Raw genomic sequence first — 18,062 nt, 5'->3', positions numbered from 1 at the left:
GATCAAATGAAATGAAAAGAACTATAAAAACCCTGACGCTGGCCAGCCTTGCTGCAGCAGTAGTTGGTGCCGGCGTCGTGTATTCCGGCGTGATCAACGTGGGGGCTGATGACCCGCATTTCCCAGCAATACATGCGCTGCTGAACACTGCGCGCGAGCGTTCGATTGCTGTGCGAGCCAGGGATGTCGAGGTTCCCAATCTCGCCGATGAAAAGATGATTCGATCAGGCGCCGGTAACTACAACTCGATGTGTATCGGTTGCCACCTAGCGCCCGGGGTGAGTGAAACCGAACTCAGCCAGAGCCTTTATCCAGCTCCACCCGACTTGAGTAAGGTGGGAGCTAATGGCAACCCCGCAGCCACATTCTGGATCATCAAGCATGGGATCAAGGCTTCGGGCATGCCTGCCTGGGGCAAGAGCATGGGCGATGAGTATATATGGGGAATGGTGGCCTTCCTGGAACAGTTGCCGAAGCTTGATGCGCAGGAATACCAAGCATTGGTGGCGAGCAGCGCCGGTCACCAGCATGGCGGTGGCGAAACCATAATGCACGATCATGAAGGGCAGCATAACGCTCAGGATACCGGCGCCCAAGGGCATCATGAGGTAAGCCAGGAGGGGCATCATGTTGGAGAAATGACTGCTCCTCATCATGGCTCAGAGGATGCAAGCAGCTCTTCCGCCGCCATGCCTCCGCCAATGGTCCATACCCACGCCGATGGGAAAGAGCACGTCCATGGACACTAGTCGCCAGATCCAGTAACCGCTGGATCTGCCTTGGCGTTCCTATGAGGTATGTGAGAGTCCGTCAATAATGAGGTTTCAGCGATGGGTTTTGGTGGAATCAGTATTTGGCAGTTGCTGATTATTCTAGTGATTGTGGTAATGCTTTTTGGAACGAAGCGCCTAAGAACCTTGGGAGGGGATCTTGGCGGAGCCATTCGATCTTTTCGGAGCTCGCTTGAGGAGGGGAAAGACAATCCCAGTGGCACATGCCCCTCAACAGAGGCAGATGGCCAGAAGTTCCTGGATGTCAAAAAAATCTAGAGGTTTTAACTTGAGAGCGGGGCAGCTATTTGCCCCGCTCTTTTTTGCTAATTACCAAAAGAATTCGGTAGATAAAACTCAGCCGTCGTTCCTGCAGCCCGTGCCCATGACTAGATACTCAATCGTGTTCAAGGAGCCCTGTGGGTCTTCGTAGGTGATTCTTGCCGGAACGACACGACAGACCTCGGCTGGACGGCTTACGCTGACAACCTTGGTGATGTCCATTTCCATTCCGTATTTGTATTTTATTACTTGCGGAGCAGGCTTTCCCTGGTCCTCCGCATACTTCTGAACCAGTGCCTGATATTTATGCAGGATCCGGTCCGACTCCTTGTCGGCAAGATCGCTCGCCATGGCGAATGGCATTGCCATCGTTGCGGCTATAATCATGGCCAATTTTATATGTTTCATTTGATTTTTCCTCGTGGTGAGCACGGAGTTAATTGTGCCGCATGGATGCTGTCACAAGCATGACCGGAAAATTAAATAACGGTAATTTTGTTGGTGGGGCTTGGTTGGCAAGGTTGTTGTCTGGGATGGTTGATCATAAAAGGAAATGTAGTATTGGGCGGTATTCAGCTGCGGCGGATAATTTTCCTCGGATCGACAGTTGAATAACATGCGTGGTCCGCGTCACTGCCAGCGATGCAGGCTGACCATGTTCTTCACAATTTCATGAGGCGGGCTGACGCTGAGAGGTTGATTGTTTCTACGTGTATCATATGCTGAATGGCCAGCAAGGGGCTGACCAGGTTCGGTTTGCAGACTTTCAGGATTTCCTCATGGCAGAGCACGGTGTGTCGTCCGCAAAGATGCGGGTTTTGATTGAGCAGTGGCGTGCCGACGCGGGAGGCACCTATCAGAGCTGGTTTCTGTGGCCAGAGCGGATCAAGAACTTCCGCTCCATCAGGCGGGGCCTGGAGGCTGTGGTCGCTGAGATTGAGGCTGGCACCTTTGGCAATCAATACAAGCAGTCGTCTTTGGAAACCGTGGTGGGCTCCATTGCTGAGCAACGTCAGATCTTCAAGGGGGCCGATCATGCCTTTTTGTGGAAGCCCAAGCTTCGCATCCCGGACATCTATGAAAATCGGGATAACCAGCGTGCTTTTGGGCGGTTCCTCGATCATTGCGCCTGCTGCATTAATGAGGAGATGTTGGTTCAGGCAATCCGGACGCTGGACTCGCAGGCAATCAAAGGACTCGGCCCTGCTGCGGCCAACCTCTTGTACTTCCTCCACCCGACACTGATCCCGCCATTCAATACCGCGATAGTCAAGGGTTACAACCGTTTGACCGGTGCTGCTGTCAAGCTTGGTAGCTGGCAACAATATCTGGCGATGCGTCAAGGCATCCTTGCGCTTAACCGCGAGAGTCGAGACCTGCTCTCTAATGACTTGGGTGCTATTGGGGGATTGTTGTTCGATATAGGTAGCGAGCGCTATTCCTTGCCGCCGGCAGAAAATTCTGCTGAGTCGCTTGCGCTGTGGCGGGCGGAGCTCGATCGTATCCGTGAGGAGTCAGCCAAGGCGCTCAAGGCCCTGGCCCGAGCTCAGGAGAGTGATGAGACCCATACCCAGATTCAGGGGTGGCTGCGTGATCTGGGCAAAGCTCTCGGCTTCAACGTATGGATTGCTTCCAATGACCGTTCCCGTCCCTACGCCAACGGACGGCTTTCGGATGGTTGTCTGGATAGCCTGCCAGGCGCAGTGGGTGCGGCGGATACGGTGCGGCTGATCGATGTTCTATGGCTTCATGCCGATTCTGGCCGCGTTTCGGCAGCATTCGAGGTTGAGCACAGCACCAGTATCTATTCAGGGATTGTCAGGATGCTGGATCTTGCACTTGCAGCACCTGAACATGAAGAGGCCAGTTACTTTCTGGTCGCCCCTGACGAGCGCGAAGGTGAGGTCAGAGACCAGTTGCGCCGACCGGCGTTCCGTCGCATTGGCCGGCTGGCCCCACGCTATCTACCCTACAGCGAGCTACGCACGCATCGTGAGGCCATCGCTCGGTTTGGTCAGGGTTTACGCCCCATAGAGTCTCTAGCCCGGCAATTGACTTGAGATAGCAGCCTGACTGGGGCGCTGAGTGGCACTAATAGGTCCGGTTTACTTTGATTTCTGGATTGAAACAATAATGGCCGCCATATCCTGACTACGGAATTCAAAGTCTACCTTGTCGCCGACTTTCAACCCTTGCAGCTGCTCGGGTTTGGCTTGGAAGCCCATAGTCATAGGAGGCCATTTCAGGCTGGGGACCGGACCGTGGGCTAGGGTGACGATCCCTTTGGCTGTGTCGATAGCCTTGATCGTCCCGCTGGCCTTGGCTGTCGGGGTAGAGCTGTCTTTTTGCTCCATTTTCATGGGTTGTTCCATCGGCATCTGGCCCATGGGCATCTCCTGGCTGTCTGCCGCCAGAGCGATCTGACTGAAGGCAAGGGCCAGAGTGGTAGTGAGTGCGTACTTCATTGCAAGTTTCCTTCTTGGCTCGATGGTTGACTGGATAAGACCGTGTTGTCTGCAATCGGTGTTGCTCAAGGCGATCGCTCTCCTGGCCAGGCCGCCTTGAGCCGATCCTGGGTTCTGCCGCTTGCCATCGATCACGGCGCTTTGCGCCGCATCAGCCAATACGCTGCCGGCAAGACCAGCATGGAGAGCAAGGGAGCGGTAATCATGCCTCCGACCATGGGTGCGGCGATCCGTTTCATCACTTCTGAGCCAGCGCCACTGCCCCACAGGATAGGCACGAGGCCGGCAATGATCACGGCGACCGTCATGACCTTCGGTCTGACACGCAACACTGCGCCTTCACGGATCGCCTCAAGCAAGGCGGGGTTGTCGTCGCGGCCGGTGGCGATTCGAGCGTGCCAAGCGTTTCTGAGGTAGATCAACATGATCACCCCGAACTCCGCGGACACCCCTGCCAGAGCAATGAAGCCGACCCCTGTGGCGATCGACAGGTTGAAGCCGAACCAATAGAGCAGCCAGATGCCCCCGGACAGCGCAAAGGGCAAGGTGACCATGATCAGCAACGCTTCGCTGAGGCGGTTGAAGGTGAGGTAAAGCAACACGAAGATGATCAGTAGTGTGGCCGGGACCACCCATGCCAGCCGAGCGTTGGCGCGCTCCAGGTATTCGAACTGCCCGGAGTAGGACACCGTCATGCCTGCCCCCGGCTTCACGGTTTCGCCAACCCGCTGTTGCAGCTCGCGTACCGTCGACGCCAGGTCCCGCCCACGGACATCGACGTACACCCATCCAGAAAGGCGACCGTTCTCGCTACGCAGCATCGGTGGCCCCTCGCTCAGGCGGATGCTGGCCACCATTCCCAGTGTGATCTGCTGCCCAGCGGCGGTGAGAATCGGTAATAGCCGCAGCGCCTCGGGACTGTCTCGCCATTCGCGCGGGTAGCGCAGGTTGATCGGGAAGCGTGCCAAGCCCTCGACGGTTTCGCCGATGTTGCTGCCGCCGATGGCGCCTGACACCACGGCCTGCACCTCGGCGATGCTCATTCCGTAGCGCGCCGCGGCGAGGCGATCGATCTGGATGTCGATGTAGCGCCCGCCGGTCAGCCGTTCCGCCAGGGCCGAGCTGACGCCGGGTACCTGCTTGGCTACGGTTTCGATTTCCTGGCTGACCCGCTCGATTTCATCCAGGGAAGTCCCTGAAACCTTCACGCCGATCGGACTCTTGATCCCGGTGGCAAGCATGTCGATACGGTTGCGGATCGGTGGCACCCAGATGTTCGAGAGGCCGGGGACTTTCACTGCACGATCCAGCTCCTCCACCAGTTTCTCCGCAGTCATGCCTGGACGCCATTGGTCGCGAGGCTTGAACTGGATCGTGGTTTCGAACATCTCCAAGGGCGCGGGGTCGGTGGCGCTTTCCGCGCGTCCAGCTTTGCCGAAGACCCGCGCGACCTCGGGCACCTTGTGAATCATGCGGTTGGTTTGCTGCAGGAGCTGCGTCGCCTTGCTCGCCGGCAAGCCGGGAAGCGCCGATGGCATATACAACAGGTCGCCTTCATCCATTTGTGGCAAGAACTCCCCTCCCAAGCGGCTCAACGGCCAGAGGCTGGACAGGAAGACCAACAAAGCCAAAGCCAGGGTGGCTTTCGGCCAGGCCAGTACCGCCTCCAGTACGGGTCGATAGGCCGCGATCAGCCAGCGGTTCAACGGGTTCTGCTGCTCGCTGGGAATCCGCCCGCGAATCCAGTAGCCCATCAGTACCGGAACCAGAGTGACCGACAAGCCGGCGGCAGCCGCCATGGCATAGGTCTTGGTAAAGGCCAGGGGGCCAAACAAGCGGCCTTCCTGGGCTTCCAGGGTGAATACGGGGAGAAAAGACAGGGTGATGATCAGCAGGCTGAAGAACAGCGCCGGGCCGACTTCGGCGGCGGCTTCACCGATCACCCGCCAGTGCTGGTCGCCCTGCAGGGGCTCGTTTGGGTAGCGCTCCTTCCAGGCCTCGATGTGCTTGTGAGCGTTTTCGATCATCACCACGGCCGCATCGACCATGGCGCCAATCGCGATGGCGATTCCGCCCAAGGACATGATGTTGGCGTTCACACCTTGGTGGCGCATGATGATGAACGCCACGAGCACGCCGAGCGGCAACGTGATGATCGCCACCAGGGACGAGCGCAGGTGCCAGAGGAAGATCAGGCACACCAGCGCGACCACCACGAACTCTTCCAGCAGTTTGAAGCTGAGATTGTCGATGGCGCGATCGATCAACTGGGAGCGGTCGTAAGTCGTCACCACTTCGACATCGGCTGGCAAGCTTTCTTTAAGCGCCTCAAGTTTCTCTCGCACTGCCCGGATGGTGTCGCGGGCGTTTTTGCCAGAGCGCAGAATGACCACGCCGCCGACCACTTCGCCTTCGCCATCCAGTTCGGCGATACCGCGGCGCATTTCCGGCCCCAGCTGGATGGTGGCAACCTGACCGAGCAGAACGGGCACCCCAGCGGGGGTGGCGCGCAGCGGCACATTACGGAAGTCCTCCAGGCTCTGCAGATAGCCCGAGGACCGCACCATGTATTCGCGCTCGGCCAGTTCGAGAACGGCACCGCCGGTTTCCTGGTTGGCGCTCTTCAGGGCTTCCTCGACGGCTTGCTGCGTAATGCCGTAGGCGACGAGCTTCTGCGGGTCGAGGACAACCTGGTATTGCTTGACCATTCCGCCAAGCGTGGCGACTTCCGCCACATTGGGCAAACTCTTGAGCTCGTACTTCAGGAACCAGTCCTGTAACGCACGGAGCTGTGAGAGATCATGCTGCCCACTGCGGTCGATCAGAGCATATTGATAGATCCAGCCCACCCCGGTGGCGTCGGGGCCCAGGGTCGTCGTGACACCTTCCGGTAACCGCTCCTGGGCCTGGTTGAGGTACTCCAGCACACGCGAGCGTGCCCAGTAGAGATCAGTGCCGTCTTCGAACAGCACGTAGACGAACGAGTCGCCAAAGAACGAATAGCCGCGCACTGTCTTGGCGCCGGGCACCGAGAGCATGGTTGTGGCTAGTGGGTAGGTCACCTGATTCTCGACGATCTGTGGTGCCTGGCCAGGGAAGCTGGTGCGGATGATCACCTGTGTGTCAGACAGATCCGGCAGTGCATCCAGGGGTGTGCTGCGCAGGGACCAGATGCCCCACGCGGTAATGAACAAGGTCGCCAACAGAACTAGAAAGCGGTTGCCGATCGACCAGTGGATCAGTCGCGCGATCATTGGCTATCCCCTTGCTTGCTGAGTCGTTCGATGATCAGCCCCGAATCGGTCAGTTGGGCGCCAATTCGCACGCGATCTCCAACCTTCAGTCCGGCTGCAACCTCGGGTTTTGCCAGGGGAAATGCCATGGTCATACCGGGCATGTTCAAGCTCTTGAACGGCCCGTGTTCCAAGGTGACCTCTTGTCCATCGAGCCCGCGGATCACCCCTTCCGACTCATGCAACGGCGTGGGCGGCGGCATATCTGCAGCGGCTCGCGCCACCACCCCCTGCAGGCTTGCTTCGGAGTCGATCAGGAACTGTCCGGAGACCACTATCTCTTGGCCTTCAGACAGCCCGGAGATCACCTCCACACGGCCCTCCGACTCGCGGCCGATTTGCACTTCAATGGGCTGGTAGCGGCCTTCGTGCTCGGCCAGCATGACCAGGGAGCGCTTGCCGGTACGGATGACCGCTTCACTGGGAACCAGTAGGGTGGGCTGCTCGATCCGGCTGCTCAGGCGTACCGAGGCGAACATGCCGGGGCGCAGCTTGCCGTCAGGATTGGGCAGTTCGCTGCGCACCGTCAGAGTGCGGGTCTGCAGATCGGCGCTGGGCAGCAGGGCGATCACGCGCCCCTGCAGGGGTTGGCCAGGAAAGGCGGTCAAGTTGGCGCTCATTGCCGCCCCGACTTGAATGGTTGCCGCCTGGGCCTCTGGAATTGCGGCATCCAGCCAGACAGTGGAAAGCCCGTTGATACGGGCTAGATCCTGCCCGGCCGAAACGACCATGCCGGCGCGAACTTCCAGCGACTGCAGCTCTCCAGTCATGGGAGTGGTTACGGTGTGCACGGCGTTTGGTTTGCGCGTGCGTTGCACGCGCTCGATCATCCCCAGTGGCATGCCCAGCAAACGCAGACGTTCCCGAGACGCCTCGATCAGGCGCGCATCGCCACTTTCAAGTACCGCGATGAATTCCAACTGGGCTGCCGACCACTCGGGTATCAGCAGATCTGCCAGAGGTGTTCCAGCGGGCAGGACATCGCCGGGGGCATGCCCATACACGCGCTCGACGAATCCGCCCGAGCGGGCCTGCAGCGTGGCCACCTGCCGCTGGTTGTAGGCCAAGGAGCCCACGGCTCCGATGCTGGCTGGCAGCACCGCGCGGACCACCTTTGCGGTGCGCATGCCCAGGTTCTGCACGGCTTGCGCCGGCACGCTGAGTGTGGAGGAATCCTGCTCCGCTCCAGCGTACTTCGGCACCAGTGGCATATCCATGTACGGCGACTTGCCAGGTTTGTCGAAGCGTTGCTCAGGCTTCATGGGGTCGTACCAGTAGAGAATCTGGCGATCATTCGGATTGGCATTGGTCATGGGCGAGTCGCCATGGCTGACACTTCGTTGCCCTAGCCAGAAACCGCCCGCAACGCTACCTGCCGCAATGGCTATGGCCAACAGGGAATATCCGAGTACGGAGATTTTCATTTGAGGGGCTCCACGTAGGCGTAATACAGGCTTGCGGAGAGCTGGCTCAGCTTGCGCTGTTGTTCGATTTGGCGAAGTTGCGCCTCGATCAGCTCGCGGCGTGCGGCGATGACCGTGGTCAGTTGGCTGTTCCCCGCTTTGTAGGCGGTGAGTTCCAGGTCGGCGCGTTTGCTCGCCAGGGGGATGAAGATGCGCTCTGTACGATCCAGCGCCTTGCGCAGTTGTTCGAGCTCGGCCATGCCACTTTCCAGCTCTGCCTGGTGTGCTCGAAGCAGCGCTTCCTGCTCTGCCTCCATTTGGGCAACGCTGTGCTGTTTGGCATTGATCCGGGGGCCTTGGCGACTGCCAACGAACATCGGCAAGTCGAAAGTGAACTGCAACATCGCCATGTCGCCGAACTGGTTGTCGCGGTTGTTGTAGGCGAACTCGACGCTCCAGTCGGGCTTCTTCTCAGCGACAGCCTCGGCCAGTTCGGCATTGGCTTCGCCGACCCGCGCGGAGGCGACGTGCAGCTCTGGGTGTTCGGCCAATCGATGCGGCAAGTCCGGAATGTCCAGGCTCAGCGGGGGAGGTGTGCCGGCTAACGGCAGGCGAGCTTCATCGCCGATCCAGCGCCGCAGTTTGGCTCTGGCGATCGCTGCGTCGCGGCGCAGCTCATCGCGCCGATCCGCCAGGGTCAGGGCCTCCTGATCCGCCTGGAGCAGCTCGCCGGCCTGCGCCGAGCTGCCGGCGATCATTGCCTGCACGGTCGACCGCAGGAGAGCGACCTGCTGATCCAGCTGGTCGAACAACGCCACGCTGCGCTCGGCGTAATGGACGTCGAGCCAGCTCTGGGCAGTTTGTCGCTTGGTTTCCAGCACCATGGCGCGTTGCTCAGCCTCGGCCCGGGTCAGCGTGGCGGTGGCCAGTTGTCGACGGGCCAGTCGCTTGTCCCCGTTGGGGACTTCCTGCATGAGGCCAATACGGCGCATGGTCATCACGTCGCGGTTCAGGGTATAGCGATCCGGGCCCTCAATGGGCAGGTTATCGATGCCAAGGATCAACTTGGGATCCGGCAGAGCATCTGCCGGCAGCAGCGCTTGGTCAGCAGACGCAACCTGCGCCTGTTGGGACAGGTTTTCAGGGGCTGTGCGCTCGGCCAGAGTCAGAGCGCGTTCGAAGGTCAGGGTGGCTTCCTGCGCAGCGAGGGCGGGGGTTGCCCAAAGTACAACAGCCAGCACGCCAAGATAGCTGTTGCGAGTCAAAAGGAAAGCAGGCATGTGCGCCTCCAATGCGATTAATCGATGTCGCTGAAGAAATGGCTGACAGCAACGGCTCCCCACACAATTGGGGTGCCTCAGGCCTGGGGCATCAGGCGACGCAGGGTGGGCGCCAGAGGGGCGTTGGTTCTTGCTGAATGGGTTGCTGGGCGAGCGGTGTGCCAGGGACGGGATGCTGAAGGGGGGCCGGCTTGATCACGACAGCCTGGAGAACCCCGCTGGTCTTGCATTCTTGTCCAGGCTTGCAGGGGGATTTGCTGAGCGAGTCGACAGCATCCTCCATGTGCTCGCAGCAGGGCGCCTGCAAGGGGGAGGTGTGATCTTGGTGAGGCAATGAACTTTGCATCGGGCAGGGTTCGGTGGGCCGAGCCGAGGCCGTGCTGCCGAAATAAGGCAACACGATGCTGAAAGTCAGCGCCAGAATCAATGAAAGCCGAAGCATCTAGGGTAACCCCACTCGAGTCTCTCAGAACGATAGCAGGTGAAATTTATTGGCGGCAATTGCCTGTCGAGGAAGTTCAGCTTTTACTTGATGGGAATTGACGGGGGTCAGTGTTTTTCGTGTGCCTTGCGCAATGTGTTGTTTTTCTCTTGACTGTAGCTGTCCGGTGGTTGGAGATTGTTATTTTGATTTCCCGCAAATAGTTTGCGTATTTTTCTGTTTGTCAACGGGAAGAGCATTTCTGACAGAATTGTAATTTTGGGGTAAGCCCAATGTCAGCTTTTTAGGTCTAGCATCAAAAGTAAGGGTTGCCACCGGCTTATTATCGAATGTCATTAAGTGACATCCGTTACCGTCTTAGGGATCTTAAGGGGGACGACGATAGTGATGGCATGTTGATTTTCTCGAAGGGTGGCAGGGCGCAGGTTTTGGACTTTACTGATAATTTCAAAGGAGAACCCTCATGACACACGACATGCCAGCCTATGGCCTGTGGGGATTGGTGATCATCAACTCATTGGTGTTCATTATCTTCGCGTTCAGCTTTTTTAAACCAAAATCAGCCCGTGATTGGCGAAGTTTTGGTGCCTTCAGCGCATTCCTGGTGGCGCTGTTCACCGAGATGTATGGCTTTCCGCTGACAATTTATCTGCTGTCGGGCTGGCTCGGCACCCGCTATCCCGGCATCGATTTTTTCTCGCACGATGCGGGCCACCTGCTTGAGGTCTTGTTCGGCTGGAAGGCCAACCCGCATCTGGGGCCGTTTCACATCGCCAGCAGTGTCTTCCTTATTGCAGGTTTCTGGTTGCTGGCCTCTGCCTGGCGAGTGCTGTACGAGGCACAAAGGTCCGGCAAGCTCGCCACCACTGGACCTTATGCGAAAGTCCGTCATCCGCAATATATCGGTTTCGTGTTGATCATGTTCAGCTTTCTGTTGCAATGGCCGACTTTGATAACAATTGCCATGTTTCCGATTCTCGTGTTCATGTATGTGCGTTTGGCGAAATCGGAAGAGCGTGATGCGCTAGCTCAGTTTGGTGATTCTTATCGTCGATACATGAGTGAGGTCCCCGCTTTCATTCCTCGTTTTGGTGGTCATAAAGTGCAAGCCAAATCGTAATTTCGACTTAGTGAGATGAGTGATGAAATATGGAAAAGTATAACGGCATGCGCACTGAAGAGTCGAGAAAGTCGGGGGGGTCTATGAAGGCGGTAACTGATCCAGTCTGTGGCATGGAGGTCAATCCAGAGCCAACAACGCTCAGTCAGGAGTACCAGGGGCAGCGTTTCTGGTTCTGCTCGAGTCGCTGCCAAGGGGCGTTTGCCAAGGCGCCAGAGCGCTATATGGGCAAGATTGAGCATGAAGGTTGCAGTCACGAGCATACCCATGATGGTCCTCACGGAGGCAGCTCCTCGGTGGCGCCCCCTCGCGCCAATGAACATGGTGTGGAGGGCAAAGCCAAGGATCCCATCTGCGGCATGCTGGTGAACAAGGCTACGGCCCTGAAGAGTGAGCGCGGCGGGCGCACTTACTACTTTTGCAGCGAGAGCTGTAAACAAACCTTCGAGTCCCCCGAGACTGAGCTCAAGCGGATGAAAACACGGGTGACCATTGCGCTCACCGGTGTGCTTGCTCTTGCCATCCTGCGCGCGGGAGCATTCATTGGTCTCGCTACTGGCGCCACCATCCTGACCTGGGTGCCGATTGACGCACTTCCCTTCTTCACCTGGGGCGTATGGTTGTTTCTGCTGGTAACTCCGGTGCAATTCATCGGTGGCTGGAGCTTCTATAAGGGTGCGTGGAATGCCATTCGCACCCGCAGCATCAACATGGACTTCCTGATCGCGCTCGGCACAACGGTTGCCTACTTCTATAGTGTCGCCGTGTTGTTCTTCCCTGATGTCCTGCCGATCAAGGTCGATGAGCGAGACGTCTACTTCGAGGTTTCGGCAGTTATCATCGCCTTCGTACTGCTGGGCAAGTACATGGAGGAGATCATCAAGAAGAAATCCTCTGCTGCCGTGCGGCGGCTGTTGGACCTGAAGCCGGCTACGGCCCACGTGCTACGCGACGGCAAGGAAGAGGAGATCCCGGCCGAAAGCATCATGGTCGGTGAGATCGTGGTGGTGAGGCCTGGCGAGAAAATTCCCACCGATGGTGAAGTCACCGAAGGTGAAACGAGCATCGATGAATCGATGCTGACCGGCGAGTCGATGCCGGTGGAAAAGAAGCCTGGCGCAGCAGTGATCGGTGGCACGCTCAACCGTTCGGGGCTGTTCCGCTTCAAGGCTACCAAGATCGGCAAGGAAACCGCTCTGGCGCAGATCATCAAGATGGTGGAAGACGCCCAAGCGAGTACGGCACAGATCCAGCGGCTCGCGGACAAGGTCACCGGCTATTTCGTCCCGGCAGTGGTTCTGGTTGCCCTGCTTGCCTTTTTCGGTTGGTGGGCCTTTGGCTTCTTCCCCCAGGGCCTGCTCGCCTTCATTGCCGTACTGATCATTTCCTGCCCGTGTGCACTCGGCGTTGCAACGCCGGCTGCATTGATGGTTGGTGTCGGCAAAGGTGCGGACATGGGCATCTTGATACGGGGCGGCGAGGTGTTGGAGCGTGCTGAAAAGCTCTCGACCGTCGTCTTCGACAAGACCGGTACGATCACGCGTGGCGAGCCGACGGTGACCGACATAGTGCCACTTAAAGACATCGATGAAGCGGGTGTTCTGGCGCTGGCTGCAGCCGTTGAAATTGGCTCTGAGCACCCCCTTGGCGAAGCCATCGTGCGTGCCGCTCAGCATCGTGGTTTGGTGCTTGAGGCCGCTCGCGGCATCAAGGGCATCGCAGGTCACGGCATCCAGGGGGAGTTGCACGGCAGCTTGGTGTGGCTCGGCAATCGGCGCCTATTCCAGCAGCAGAACATCGGGATCAGCCATGCGGAACAAGCCATGGCCCAGCTGGAAGCCCAAGGCAAAACCGCAATGCTGGTTGGTCGGGGGGGGGATCTGCTGGGCATCATCGCGGTGGCAGACACGCTCAAGCCGGAAGCCGCCGAAGCCATTAGTGAACTCAAATCGCGTGGTATTCAGGTGGTTCTCTTGACCGGTGACAATCAACGCACGGCCAAGGCGATTGCTCAACAGGTTGGAATCGATCGTGTCATCGCCGAAGTATTGCCCGAAGACAAGGTCTCAGTGATCCAGAAGTTGCAGCAGGAAGGTCAGGTCGTAGCGATGGTTGGCGATGGCGTAAACGATGCGCCGGCGCTCGCCACTGCTGATATTGGTATCGCCATCGGTTCCGGCTCCGATGTGGCCAAGGAAACCGGGGGCATCATCTTGATCAAGAATGATGTCCGAGATGTGGTCACGGCAATCCTGCTTTCCCGTGCGACCATGCTCAAGATCAAGCAGAATCTTTTCTGGGCGTTCATTTACAACGCTATTGGCATCCCGGTTGCGGCCTTCGGGCTGCTCAATCCGATCATCGCCGCTGCTGCCATGGCGCTCAGCTCGCTGTCGGTGATCGTCAACTCCGCACTGCTCAAACGCGCCCGTATAGGCGCAAGGTAGGGGTGAGATCATGAAGCGCAACATTCTGACCATTTGCACTGTTGTCAGTGCCATTGGTATCGTGACAGTACTTTACCTGTACGGTATTAGCATTAAGTCGCTGGTTGTTTCTCTGATCTTCTTGATATGCCCGGTCTTGGTCATGATCCAGACCGCACGTGGTGTCCGACAGTTCGATAAGGATATTGGCGAAGCTGGCCGTAAACTGCAGAGGAAGGATTTGCCATGATGACGCATGTGGTTTTGAATCATAGGGTGTCAGCTTCATGGATGCGTGTGCACTTCTTCTGGCTTGCAATGCTGGTAATCCTCTCCGGTTACTCGAACGCGTATGCCGAGGTTTCTGGGCAACCGGTGCGTAAGGACGGACTGACGATCTACTATGGCGTATTGCCGGCTGAAATGGTTGCCCAGCAAGAGCATAAGTCCGGCAAGCACATGCAGCCCACTAATGCAGCGGGGGTCGATACTCATCACTTGGTGGTGGCCATTTTTGAAGAGCAGACGGGCAAACGCCTTTCGGAAGCATCAGTGCGGGCGAGAGTTGAGCCTCTCGGAGGCGCATCTCAGGAAAAGCTTCTGGAACCCATGAAAATTGCCGACACCGTGACCTTCGGTAATTTCTTCCGCATGGAGGGGGATATTCCTTATGTCATTCATTTGCGCATCCGTCGCAATGAGGGAGGGCCATCCGATGTGGAAGTAGCCTTGCCCTATCGTCACCCATCCCGCTAATCGCCAGGGAGCGCATACCATGCCCAGACACGACAGTCGATTTCGCAACGCAGGCCGTGCCAATTGGTTCTTTCTTGGATTTCTTGCCATCGCCGGATATTTTCTGCTCACCGAGCATCGGGCCCACGTCATACCCTATCTCCCATTTTTGTTGTTGTTGGCCTGTCCCTTGATGCACCTGTTCATGCATGGAGGTCATGGTCATGGAGGGCATGAAGGACATGAGGGTGGGCAGCGTGAAGGGCATGGTGCGCACGGTGGCTGTGGCGGCCATCGGCACACAAGTACAGGCGATAAGCAACAGCAGGCGCACAAGCACGGGCAAGAAGAAAAATCAGGTAGCGAAACTCCGCGGCAAGATCAATCTCAGGAGCGAAGGTCGTGAAACTACAGTTTCTTGGCGCCACTGGCACGGTGACCGGCTCTCGGTATCTTGTCACGGAGGGGGATACACGAGTGCTGGTCGACTGCGGGCTCTTCCAGGGAGTCAAAGCCCTGCGTCAGCGTAACTGGAAGCCCTTTCCAATCGCTCCGGCCGAGATCGACGCTGTTGTGTTGACGCACGCTCATCTTGATCACAGCGGTTACCTGCCTCGACTCATTCAAGACGGATTCAGCGGGCCGGTTTATTGCACGCCCGCCACGCGCGCCCTGGGCGAGATCCTGTTGCCGGACAGCGGCAAGCTGCAGGAGGAGGATGCTCTGCGTGCCAATCGTTACGGCTACAGCAAACATACCCCGGCCGAGCCGTTATACACGGCTCAGCAGGCAGAGCGAGCACTGAAGGCGTTCGATACACGTGACTTCGATGAGGTGTTCGAGATTGGAGGGTTGCGCGTGCACTTCACTCCAGCTGGGCACATTCTCGGGGCCGCATGCGTGCATGTTGATAATGGCACGCGCACATTGTCCTTCAGTGGGGATCTGGGCAGGCCGAATGATCCTGTGATGAAGCCCCCGTTGCCGATCAAGCATGCGGACTACCTTGTTCTCGAGTCCACATATGGTGACCGGCGCCATACGGTCGTCGACGTAGCCGAGCAGCTAGAGAAGATCGTCAACGCAACGGTCGGCAGGGGCGGGACTGTCATGTTGCCGGCTTTCGCCGTCGGGCGCGCGCAGAATTTCATGCATCTGCTGACGCAGTTGCGCGCAGCAGGCCGTATTCCAGATGTGCCTCTTTACCTGGATAGCCCCATGGCTATCAATGTGTCACATGTGTTCTGCCACTTCCGGGCCCAGCATCAGCTCAGCGACGCAGAGTGCCATGCCATGTGCGAAGGCGTGACCTATGTCCGTACCAGGCAGGATTCGGAGGCGCTCAGTGCAGACTCATATCCGAAGGTAATTATTGCCGGCGCCGGCATGCTTACCGGTGGGCGAATTCTGCACCACCTCAAGGCCTTGGGTGGCAACCATCGCAACACCTTGCTGATAGCAGGCTATCAGGCTGAGGGTACGCGCGGCCATGCATTGATGAATGGTATGCGCACACTAAAGATCTATGGCGAATATGTGCCTATCACCTGCCAGGTTGAAGAGATCTCCAGTCTCTCCGGGCATGCCGATTTTAGCGAAATTGGTGATTGGCTAAGCCACTTTGAGCAACCACCGCGGCAGGTTTTTCTAACCCATGGCGGGGCATTGGCTGCTGACAGCCAGCGCCGTTATCTGGAAGAGCGCCTGGGGTGGAATGTCATGGTTCCGGAAATGCTCGACGAGTTCGTTCTGGATTGATCAGGAGCGCGCGGATGGGCATGACTCGAATTTACGAAAACCACAAGGACAGAGGCCTGCAAGCTGTGCTCGATGCCGCCGGAGTCCACCTCGGCGGCAGTCGACCCTGGGACTTACGGGTGCACGATTCGAGGCTGTTCGGACGCCTGCGCCGACAGGGCAGCCTCGGGCTCGGCGAAGCGTACATGGACGAATGGTGGGACTGCGAGCAACTGGACGAGTGCGTCGCGCGCCTGTTGCGCGCGGGTGCCGATCGCCGGCTCACCGGCAGTTTACTCGGGCGCTGGTACGAGTGGCGGGCGCAACTGCTGAACCTCCAGTCGCGTTGCCGTGCCTGGATCGTTGGCGAGCGACACTACGACCTCGGCTATGAGCTGTTCGCACGCATGCTGGATCGCCGCATGACCTACACCTGTGGCTACTGGCAGGACGCGGGTAGTTTGGAGGAGGCGCAGGAAAGGAAACTGGAACTGGTGTGCCGGAAACTCGGCCTAAAGGCGGGGGACCGCGTGCTTGACATCGGCTGCGGCTGGGGCAGTTTCGCCGAGTATGCCGCTTCCCGCTACGGCGCTCAGGTAGTCGGCGTCACCATTTCCCGGGATCAGGCGCGTTACGCTGCCGAACGCTGTCGCGAACTCCCGGTGGAAATTCGCCTCCAGGATTACCGCGACGTGGACGGCTGCTTCGATCACCTCGTGTCGCTGGGGATGTTCGAACATGTCGGCGTAAAGAATTACCGCATTTACATGGCGACCGCGCACCGTCTGCTGCGCGACGACGGTTTGTTCCTGCTGCATACCATCGGCAGCAACACCTCGGTGCATACGACCGATCCCTGGATCGGCCAATACATCTTCCCGAACGGCATGCTGCCTTCGATTGCGCAAATTGGCCTGGCCATCGAAACACGTTTCGTGATGGAGGACTGGCACAACTTCGGCGCCGATTACGACAAAACGCTGATGGCTTGGTACTCCAACTTCGAATGCCGCTGGCCAGAGTTGGCTGGGTACTACGACCAGCGCTTTTTCCGCATGTGGCGTTACTACCTGTTGACCTGCGCCGGTTCGTTCCGGGCGCGCAAGAACCAATTGTGGCAAATCGTGTTGAGCAAGCACGGCTGCGCGGGCGGCTACGGCCGCCTGCGTTAGGGCATCCACCAATCGAGGTGACGCGGGAGGGTACATGGGCGACGTGACCCGGTTCGTCATTACCACCTACAAACACTTGCACCGGATGAGCGAAGCCGAGATGTGCGAGCACAAGGGCATCGGTCATCCGGACAGCCTGTGCGATGGTGTCGCGGAGGCCGTGTCGCTGGCACTCAACCGCGCGTACCTGCAAGCCTACGGACGCATCCAGCATTACAACGTCGACAAGGCCTTGTTGATCGGTGGCGAGAGCCTGCCGCGCTTTGGCGGTGGACAGGTGCTGACGCCGATGCGCCTGATCCTGTGCGGTCGAGCCAGTCCCCTGCCGGACGCCGGGCTGGCTGAATTGGTGAGGGGCGCTGCATACCGCTATTTATCCGAAAACCTGCGCTGCGATCCGGCATTGTTCGAAATCGAATGTGCGGTACGCACCGGCAGCCCCAACCTGCAGCAGGCATTCGCACGCGGGATGTCCCACGCCCTGGCCAACGATACCTCCTTCGGAATCGGCTTCGCACCATACTCGCCCCTCGAGAAACAGGCGCTGCAACTGGGGACGCTATTGCACTCGGCCGAGTTTCAAGCGCGATTTCCGGCAGCGGGCGACGACTACAAGGTCATGGGCGCGCGGGTTGGCGACAGGATGACGTTCACCGTCGCGTTGGCGCTCATCGATCGGGAGATTCGTCATGCGGCAGACTATTTTGCGATCAAGCACGCGATTGCCGAGCATCTACGCGCGACCCTGGTGAGCCCCTGTGATCTCGCCATCAATACGCTCGACGATCCGAACGCGAGCGGTGTGGAGGGGATTTACCTGACCGTATCCGGATTGAGCGCGGAGCAGGGCGACGACGGCCAGGTCGGGCGCGGCAACCGCATGAACGGCCTGATCACGCCCTGCCGCAGCATGTCACTTGAAGCCGTAGCAGGGAAG

16 protein-coding genes are annotated in these 18,062 nt (G+C 58.4%); 11 read left to right on the top strand and 5 right to left on the bottom strand.

From position 1 onward, the window contains the following. Positions 1-11 precede the first annotated feature (11 nt). Together KRX52_RS10130 and tatA are read left to right on the top strand one after the other, a co-directional pair. Positions 12-749: a c-type cytochrome gene (locus KRX52_RS10130; RefSeq protein WP_217681626.1), complete on the top strand. Its 738-nt coding sequence runs from the start codon at positions 12-14 to the stop codon at positions 747-749. An 81-nt stretch (positions 750-830) separates the two neighbouring features. Continuing rightward, positions 831-1,049 carry a twin-arginine translocase TatA/TatE family subunit gene (gene tatA / locus KRX52_RS10125; RefSeq protein ID WP_217681625.1) on the top strand — a complete coding sequence of 73 codons (219 nt, stop codon included), beginning with the start codon at positions 831-833 and terminating at the stop codon, positions 1,047-1,049. A gap of 78 nt (positions 1,050-1,127) precedes the next feature. On the opposite strand, the gene KRX52_RS10120 is transcribed toward tatA, so the two are convergent. Then, the gene (locus tag KRX52_RS10120) at positions 1,128-1,460 is read right to left on the bottom strand and encodes a DUF2790 domain-containing protein (RefSeq protein ID WP_217681624.1); all 333 of its coding nucleotides are present in this window, start codon (positions 1,458-1,460) and stop codon (positions 1,128-1,130) included. Positions 1,461-1,771: 311 nt separating this feature from the next. Between KRX52_RS10120 and KRX52_RS10115 the strand changes: the two genes are divergently transcribed. Then, complete coding sequence (locus KRX52_RS10115) at positions 1,772-3,112, top strand: type II restriction enzyme NmeDI-related protein (RefSeq protein WP_254797500.1); 1,341 nt, start codon at positions 1,772-1,774, stop codon at positions 3,110-3,112. Between the two features lie 45 nt (positions 3,113-3,157). Here the strand turns inward: KRX52_RS10115 and KRX52_RS10110 are convergent, their stop codons facing one another. Genes KRX52_RS10110 through KRX52_RS10095 form a run of 4 tightly spaced genes read right to left on the bottom strand, consistent with a single transcriptional unit; the run spans position 3,158 to position 9,493 of the window. Next, positions 3,158-3,652 (bottom strand): copper-binding protein, encoded by a 495-nt coding sequence (locus tag KRX52_RS10110; RefSeq protein ID WP_367890530.1) that lies wholly within the window; start codon positions 3,650-3,652, stop codon positions 3,158-3,160. Further along, positions 3,649-6,771: an efflux RND transporter permease subunit gene (locus KRX52_RS10105; RefSeq protein ID WP_217681623.1), complete on the bottom strand. Its 3,123-nt coding sequence runs from the start codon at positions 6,769-6,771 to the stop codon at positions 3,649-3,651. The genes KRX52_RS10110 and KRX52_RS10105 overlap by 4 nt, the downstream gene beginning before the upstream one ends. Continuing rightward, on the bottom strand, positions 6,768-8,234 hold the full coding sequence (locus KRX52_RS10100; RefSeq protein WP_217681622.1) for an efflux RND transporter periplasmic adaptor subunit: 1,467 nt from the start codon (positions 8,232-8,234) through the stop codon (positions 6,768-6,770). Before KRX52_RS10100 ends, KRX52_RS10105 begins: the two co-directional genes overlap by 4 nt. Next, positions 8,231-9,493 carry a TolC family protein gene (locus tag KRX52_RS10095; RefSeq protein WP_217681621.1) on the bottom strand — a complete coding sequence of 421 codons (1,263 nt, stop codon included), beginning with the start codon at positions 9,491-9,493 and terminating at the stop codon, positions 8,231-8,233. Before KRX52_RS10095 ends, KRX52_RS10100 begins: the two co-directional genes overlap by 4 nt. Positions 9,494-10,398: 905 nt before the next feature. Between KRX52_RS10095 and KRX52_RS10090 the strand changes: the two genes are divergently transcribed. The 8 genes from KRX52_RS10090 to KRX52_RS10055 form a co-directional block, all read left to right on the top strand. After that, on the top strand, positions 10,399-11,055 hold the full coding sequence (locus tag KRX52_RS10090) for a methyltransferase family protein (protein ID WP_217681620.1): 657 nt from the start codon (positions 10,399-10,401) through the stop codon (positions 11,053-11,055). A gap of 29 nt (positions 11,056-11,084) precedes the next feature. Next, on the top strand, positions 11,085-13,502 hold the full coding sequence (locus KRX52_RS10085) for a heavy metal translocating P-type ATPase (protein ID WP_217681619.1): 2,418 nt from the start codon (positions 11,085-11,087) through the stop codon (positions 13,500-13,502). Positions 13,503-13,512: 10 nt separating this feature from the next. Continuing rightward, positions 13,513-13,731: a hypothetical protein gene (locus KRX52_RS10080; RefSeq protein ID WP_217681618.1), complete on the top strand. Its 219-nt coding sequence runs from the start codon at positions 13,513-13,515 to the stop codon at positions 13,729-13,731. After that, on the top strand, positions 13,728-14,237 hold the full coding sequence (locus KRX52_RS10075) for a hypothetical protein (RefSeq protein ID WP_217681617.1): 510 nt from the start codon (positions 13,728-13,730) through the stop codon (positions 14,235-14,237). Before KRX52_RS10080 ends, KRX52_RS10075 begins: the two co-directional genes overlap by 4 nt. A 19-nt stretch (positions 14,238-14,256) precedes the next feature. Beyond that, positions 14,257-14,622 carry a DUF2933 domain-containing protein gene (locus KRX52_RS21060; protein ID WP_201487027.1) on the top strand — a complete coding sequence of 122 codons (366 nt, stop codon included), beginning with the start codon at positions 14,257-14,259 and terminating at the stop codon, positions 14,620-14,622. Then, the gene (locus tag KRX52_RS10065; RefSeq protein ID WP_217681616.1) at positions 14,619-15,974 is read left to right on the top strand and encodes an MBL fold metallo-hydrolase RNA specificity domain-containing protein; all 1,356 of its coding nucleotides are present in this window, start codon (positions 14,619-14,621) and stop codon (positions 15,972-15,974) included. The genes KRX52_RS21060 and KRX52_RS10065 overlap by 4 nt, the downstream gene beginning before the upstream one ends. A 20-nt stretch (positions 15,975-15,994) precedes the next feature. After that, on the top strand, positions 15,995-17,125 hold the full coding sequence (gene cfa / locus KRX52_RS10060; RefSeq protein ID WP_217681659.1) for a cyclopropane fatty acyl phospholipid synthase: 1,131 nt from the start codon (positions 15,995-15,997) through the stop codon (positions 17,123-17,125). A gap of 34 nt (positions 17,126-17,159) precedes the next feature. After that, a partial coding sequence (locus KRX52_RS10055; protein WP_217681615.1) for a methionine adenosyltransferase occupies positions 17,160-18,062 on the top strand: 903 nt, incomplete at its 3' end.

The organism is Geopseudomonas aromaticivorans, from assembly GCF_019097855.1.
Taxonomy (GTDB): Bacteria; Pseudomonadota; Gammaproteobacteria; order Pseudomonadales; family Pseudomonadaceae; genus Geopseudomonas; species Geopseudomonas aromaticivorans.
Note: the sequence above shows the minus strand (reverse complement) of the source record. Positions and strands in the feature narration are given on the sequence as shown.

Excerpts from the sequence above, each read along its gene's own strand:
- KRX52_RS10095 (WP_217681621.1), bottom strand. The coding sequence starts at position 9,493 with ATGCCTGCTTTCCTTTTGACTCGCAACAGCTATCTTGGCGTGCTGGCT.
- KRX52_RS21060 (WP_201487027.1), top strand. The coding sequence starts at position 14,257 with ATGCCCAGACACGACAGTCGATTTCGCAACGCAGGCCGTGCCAATTGG.
- KRX52_RS10120 (WP_217681624.1), bottom strand. The coding sequence starts at position 1,460 with ATGAAACATATAAAATTGGCCATGATTATAGCCGCAACGATGGCAATG.
- KRX52_RS10130 (WP_217681626.1), top strand. The coding sequence starts at position 12 with ATGAAAAGAACTATAAAAACCCTGACGCTGGCCAGCCTTGCTGCAGCA.
- tatA (WP_217681625.1), top strand. The coding sequence starts at position 831 with ATGGGTTTTGGTGGAATCAGTATTTGGCAGTTGCTGATTATTCTAGTG.
- KRX52_RS10075 (WP_217681617.1), top strand. The coding sequence starts at position 13,728 with ATGATGACGCATGTGGTTTTGAATCATAGGGTGTCAGCTTCATGGATG.
- KRX52_RS10115 (WP_254797500.1), top strand. The coding sequence starts at position 1,772 with ATGCTGAATGGCCAGCAAGGGGCTGACCAGGTTCGGTTTGCAGACTTT.
- KRX52_RS10100 (WP_217681622.1), bottom strand. The coding sequence starts at position 8,234 with ATGAAAATCTCCGTACTCGGATATTCCCTGTTGGCCATAGCCATTGCG.
- KRX52_RS10080 (WP_217681618.1), top strand. The coding sequence starts at position 13,513 with ATGAAGCGCAACATTCTGACCATTTGCACTGTTGTCAGTGCCATTGGT.
- KRX52_RS10085 (WP_217681619.1), top strand. The coding sequence starts at position 11,085 with ATGGAAAAGTATAACGGCATGCGCACTGAAGAGTCGAGAAAGTCGGGG.
- KRX52_RS10105 (WP_217681623.1), bottom strand. The coding sequence starts at position 6,771 with ATGATCGCGCGACTGATCCACTGGTCGATCGGCAACCGCTTTCTAGTT.
- cfa (WP_217681659.1), top strand. The coding sequence starts at position 15,995 with ATGACTCGAATTTACGAAAACCACAAGGACAGAGGCCTGCAAGCTGTG.
- KRX52_RS10090 (WP_217681620.1), top strand. The coding sequence starts at position 10,399 with ATGACACACGACATGCCAGCCTATGGCCTGTGGGGATTGGTGATCATC.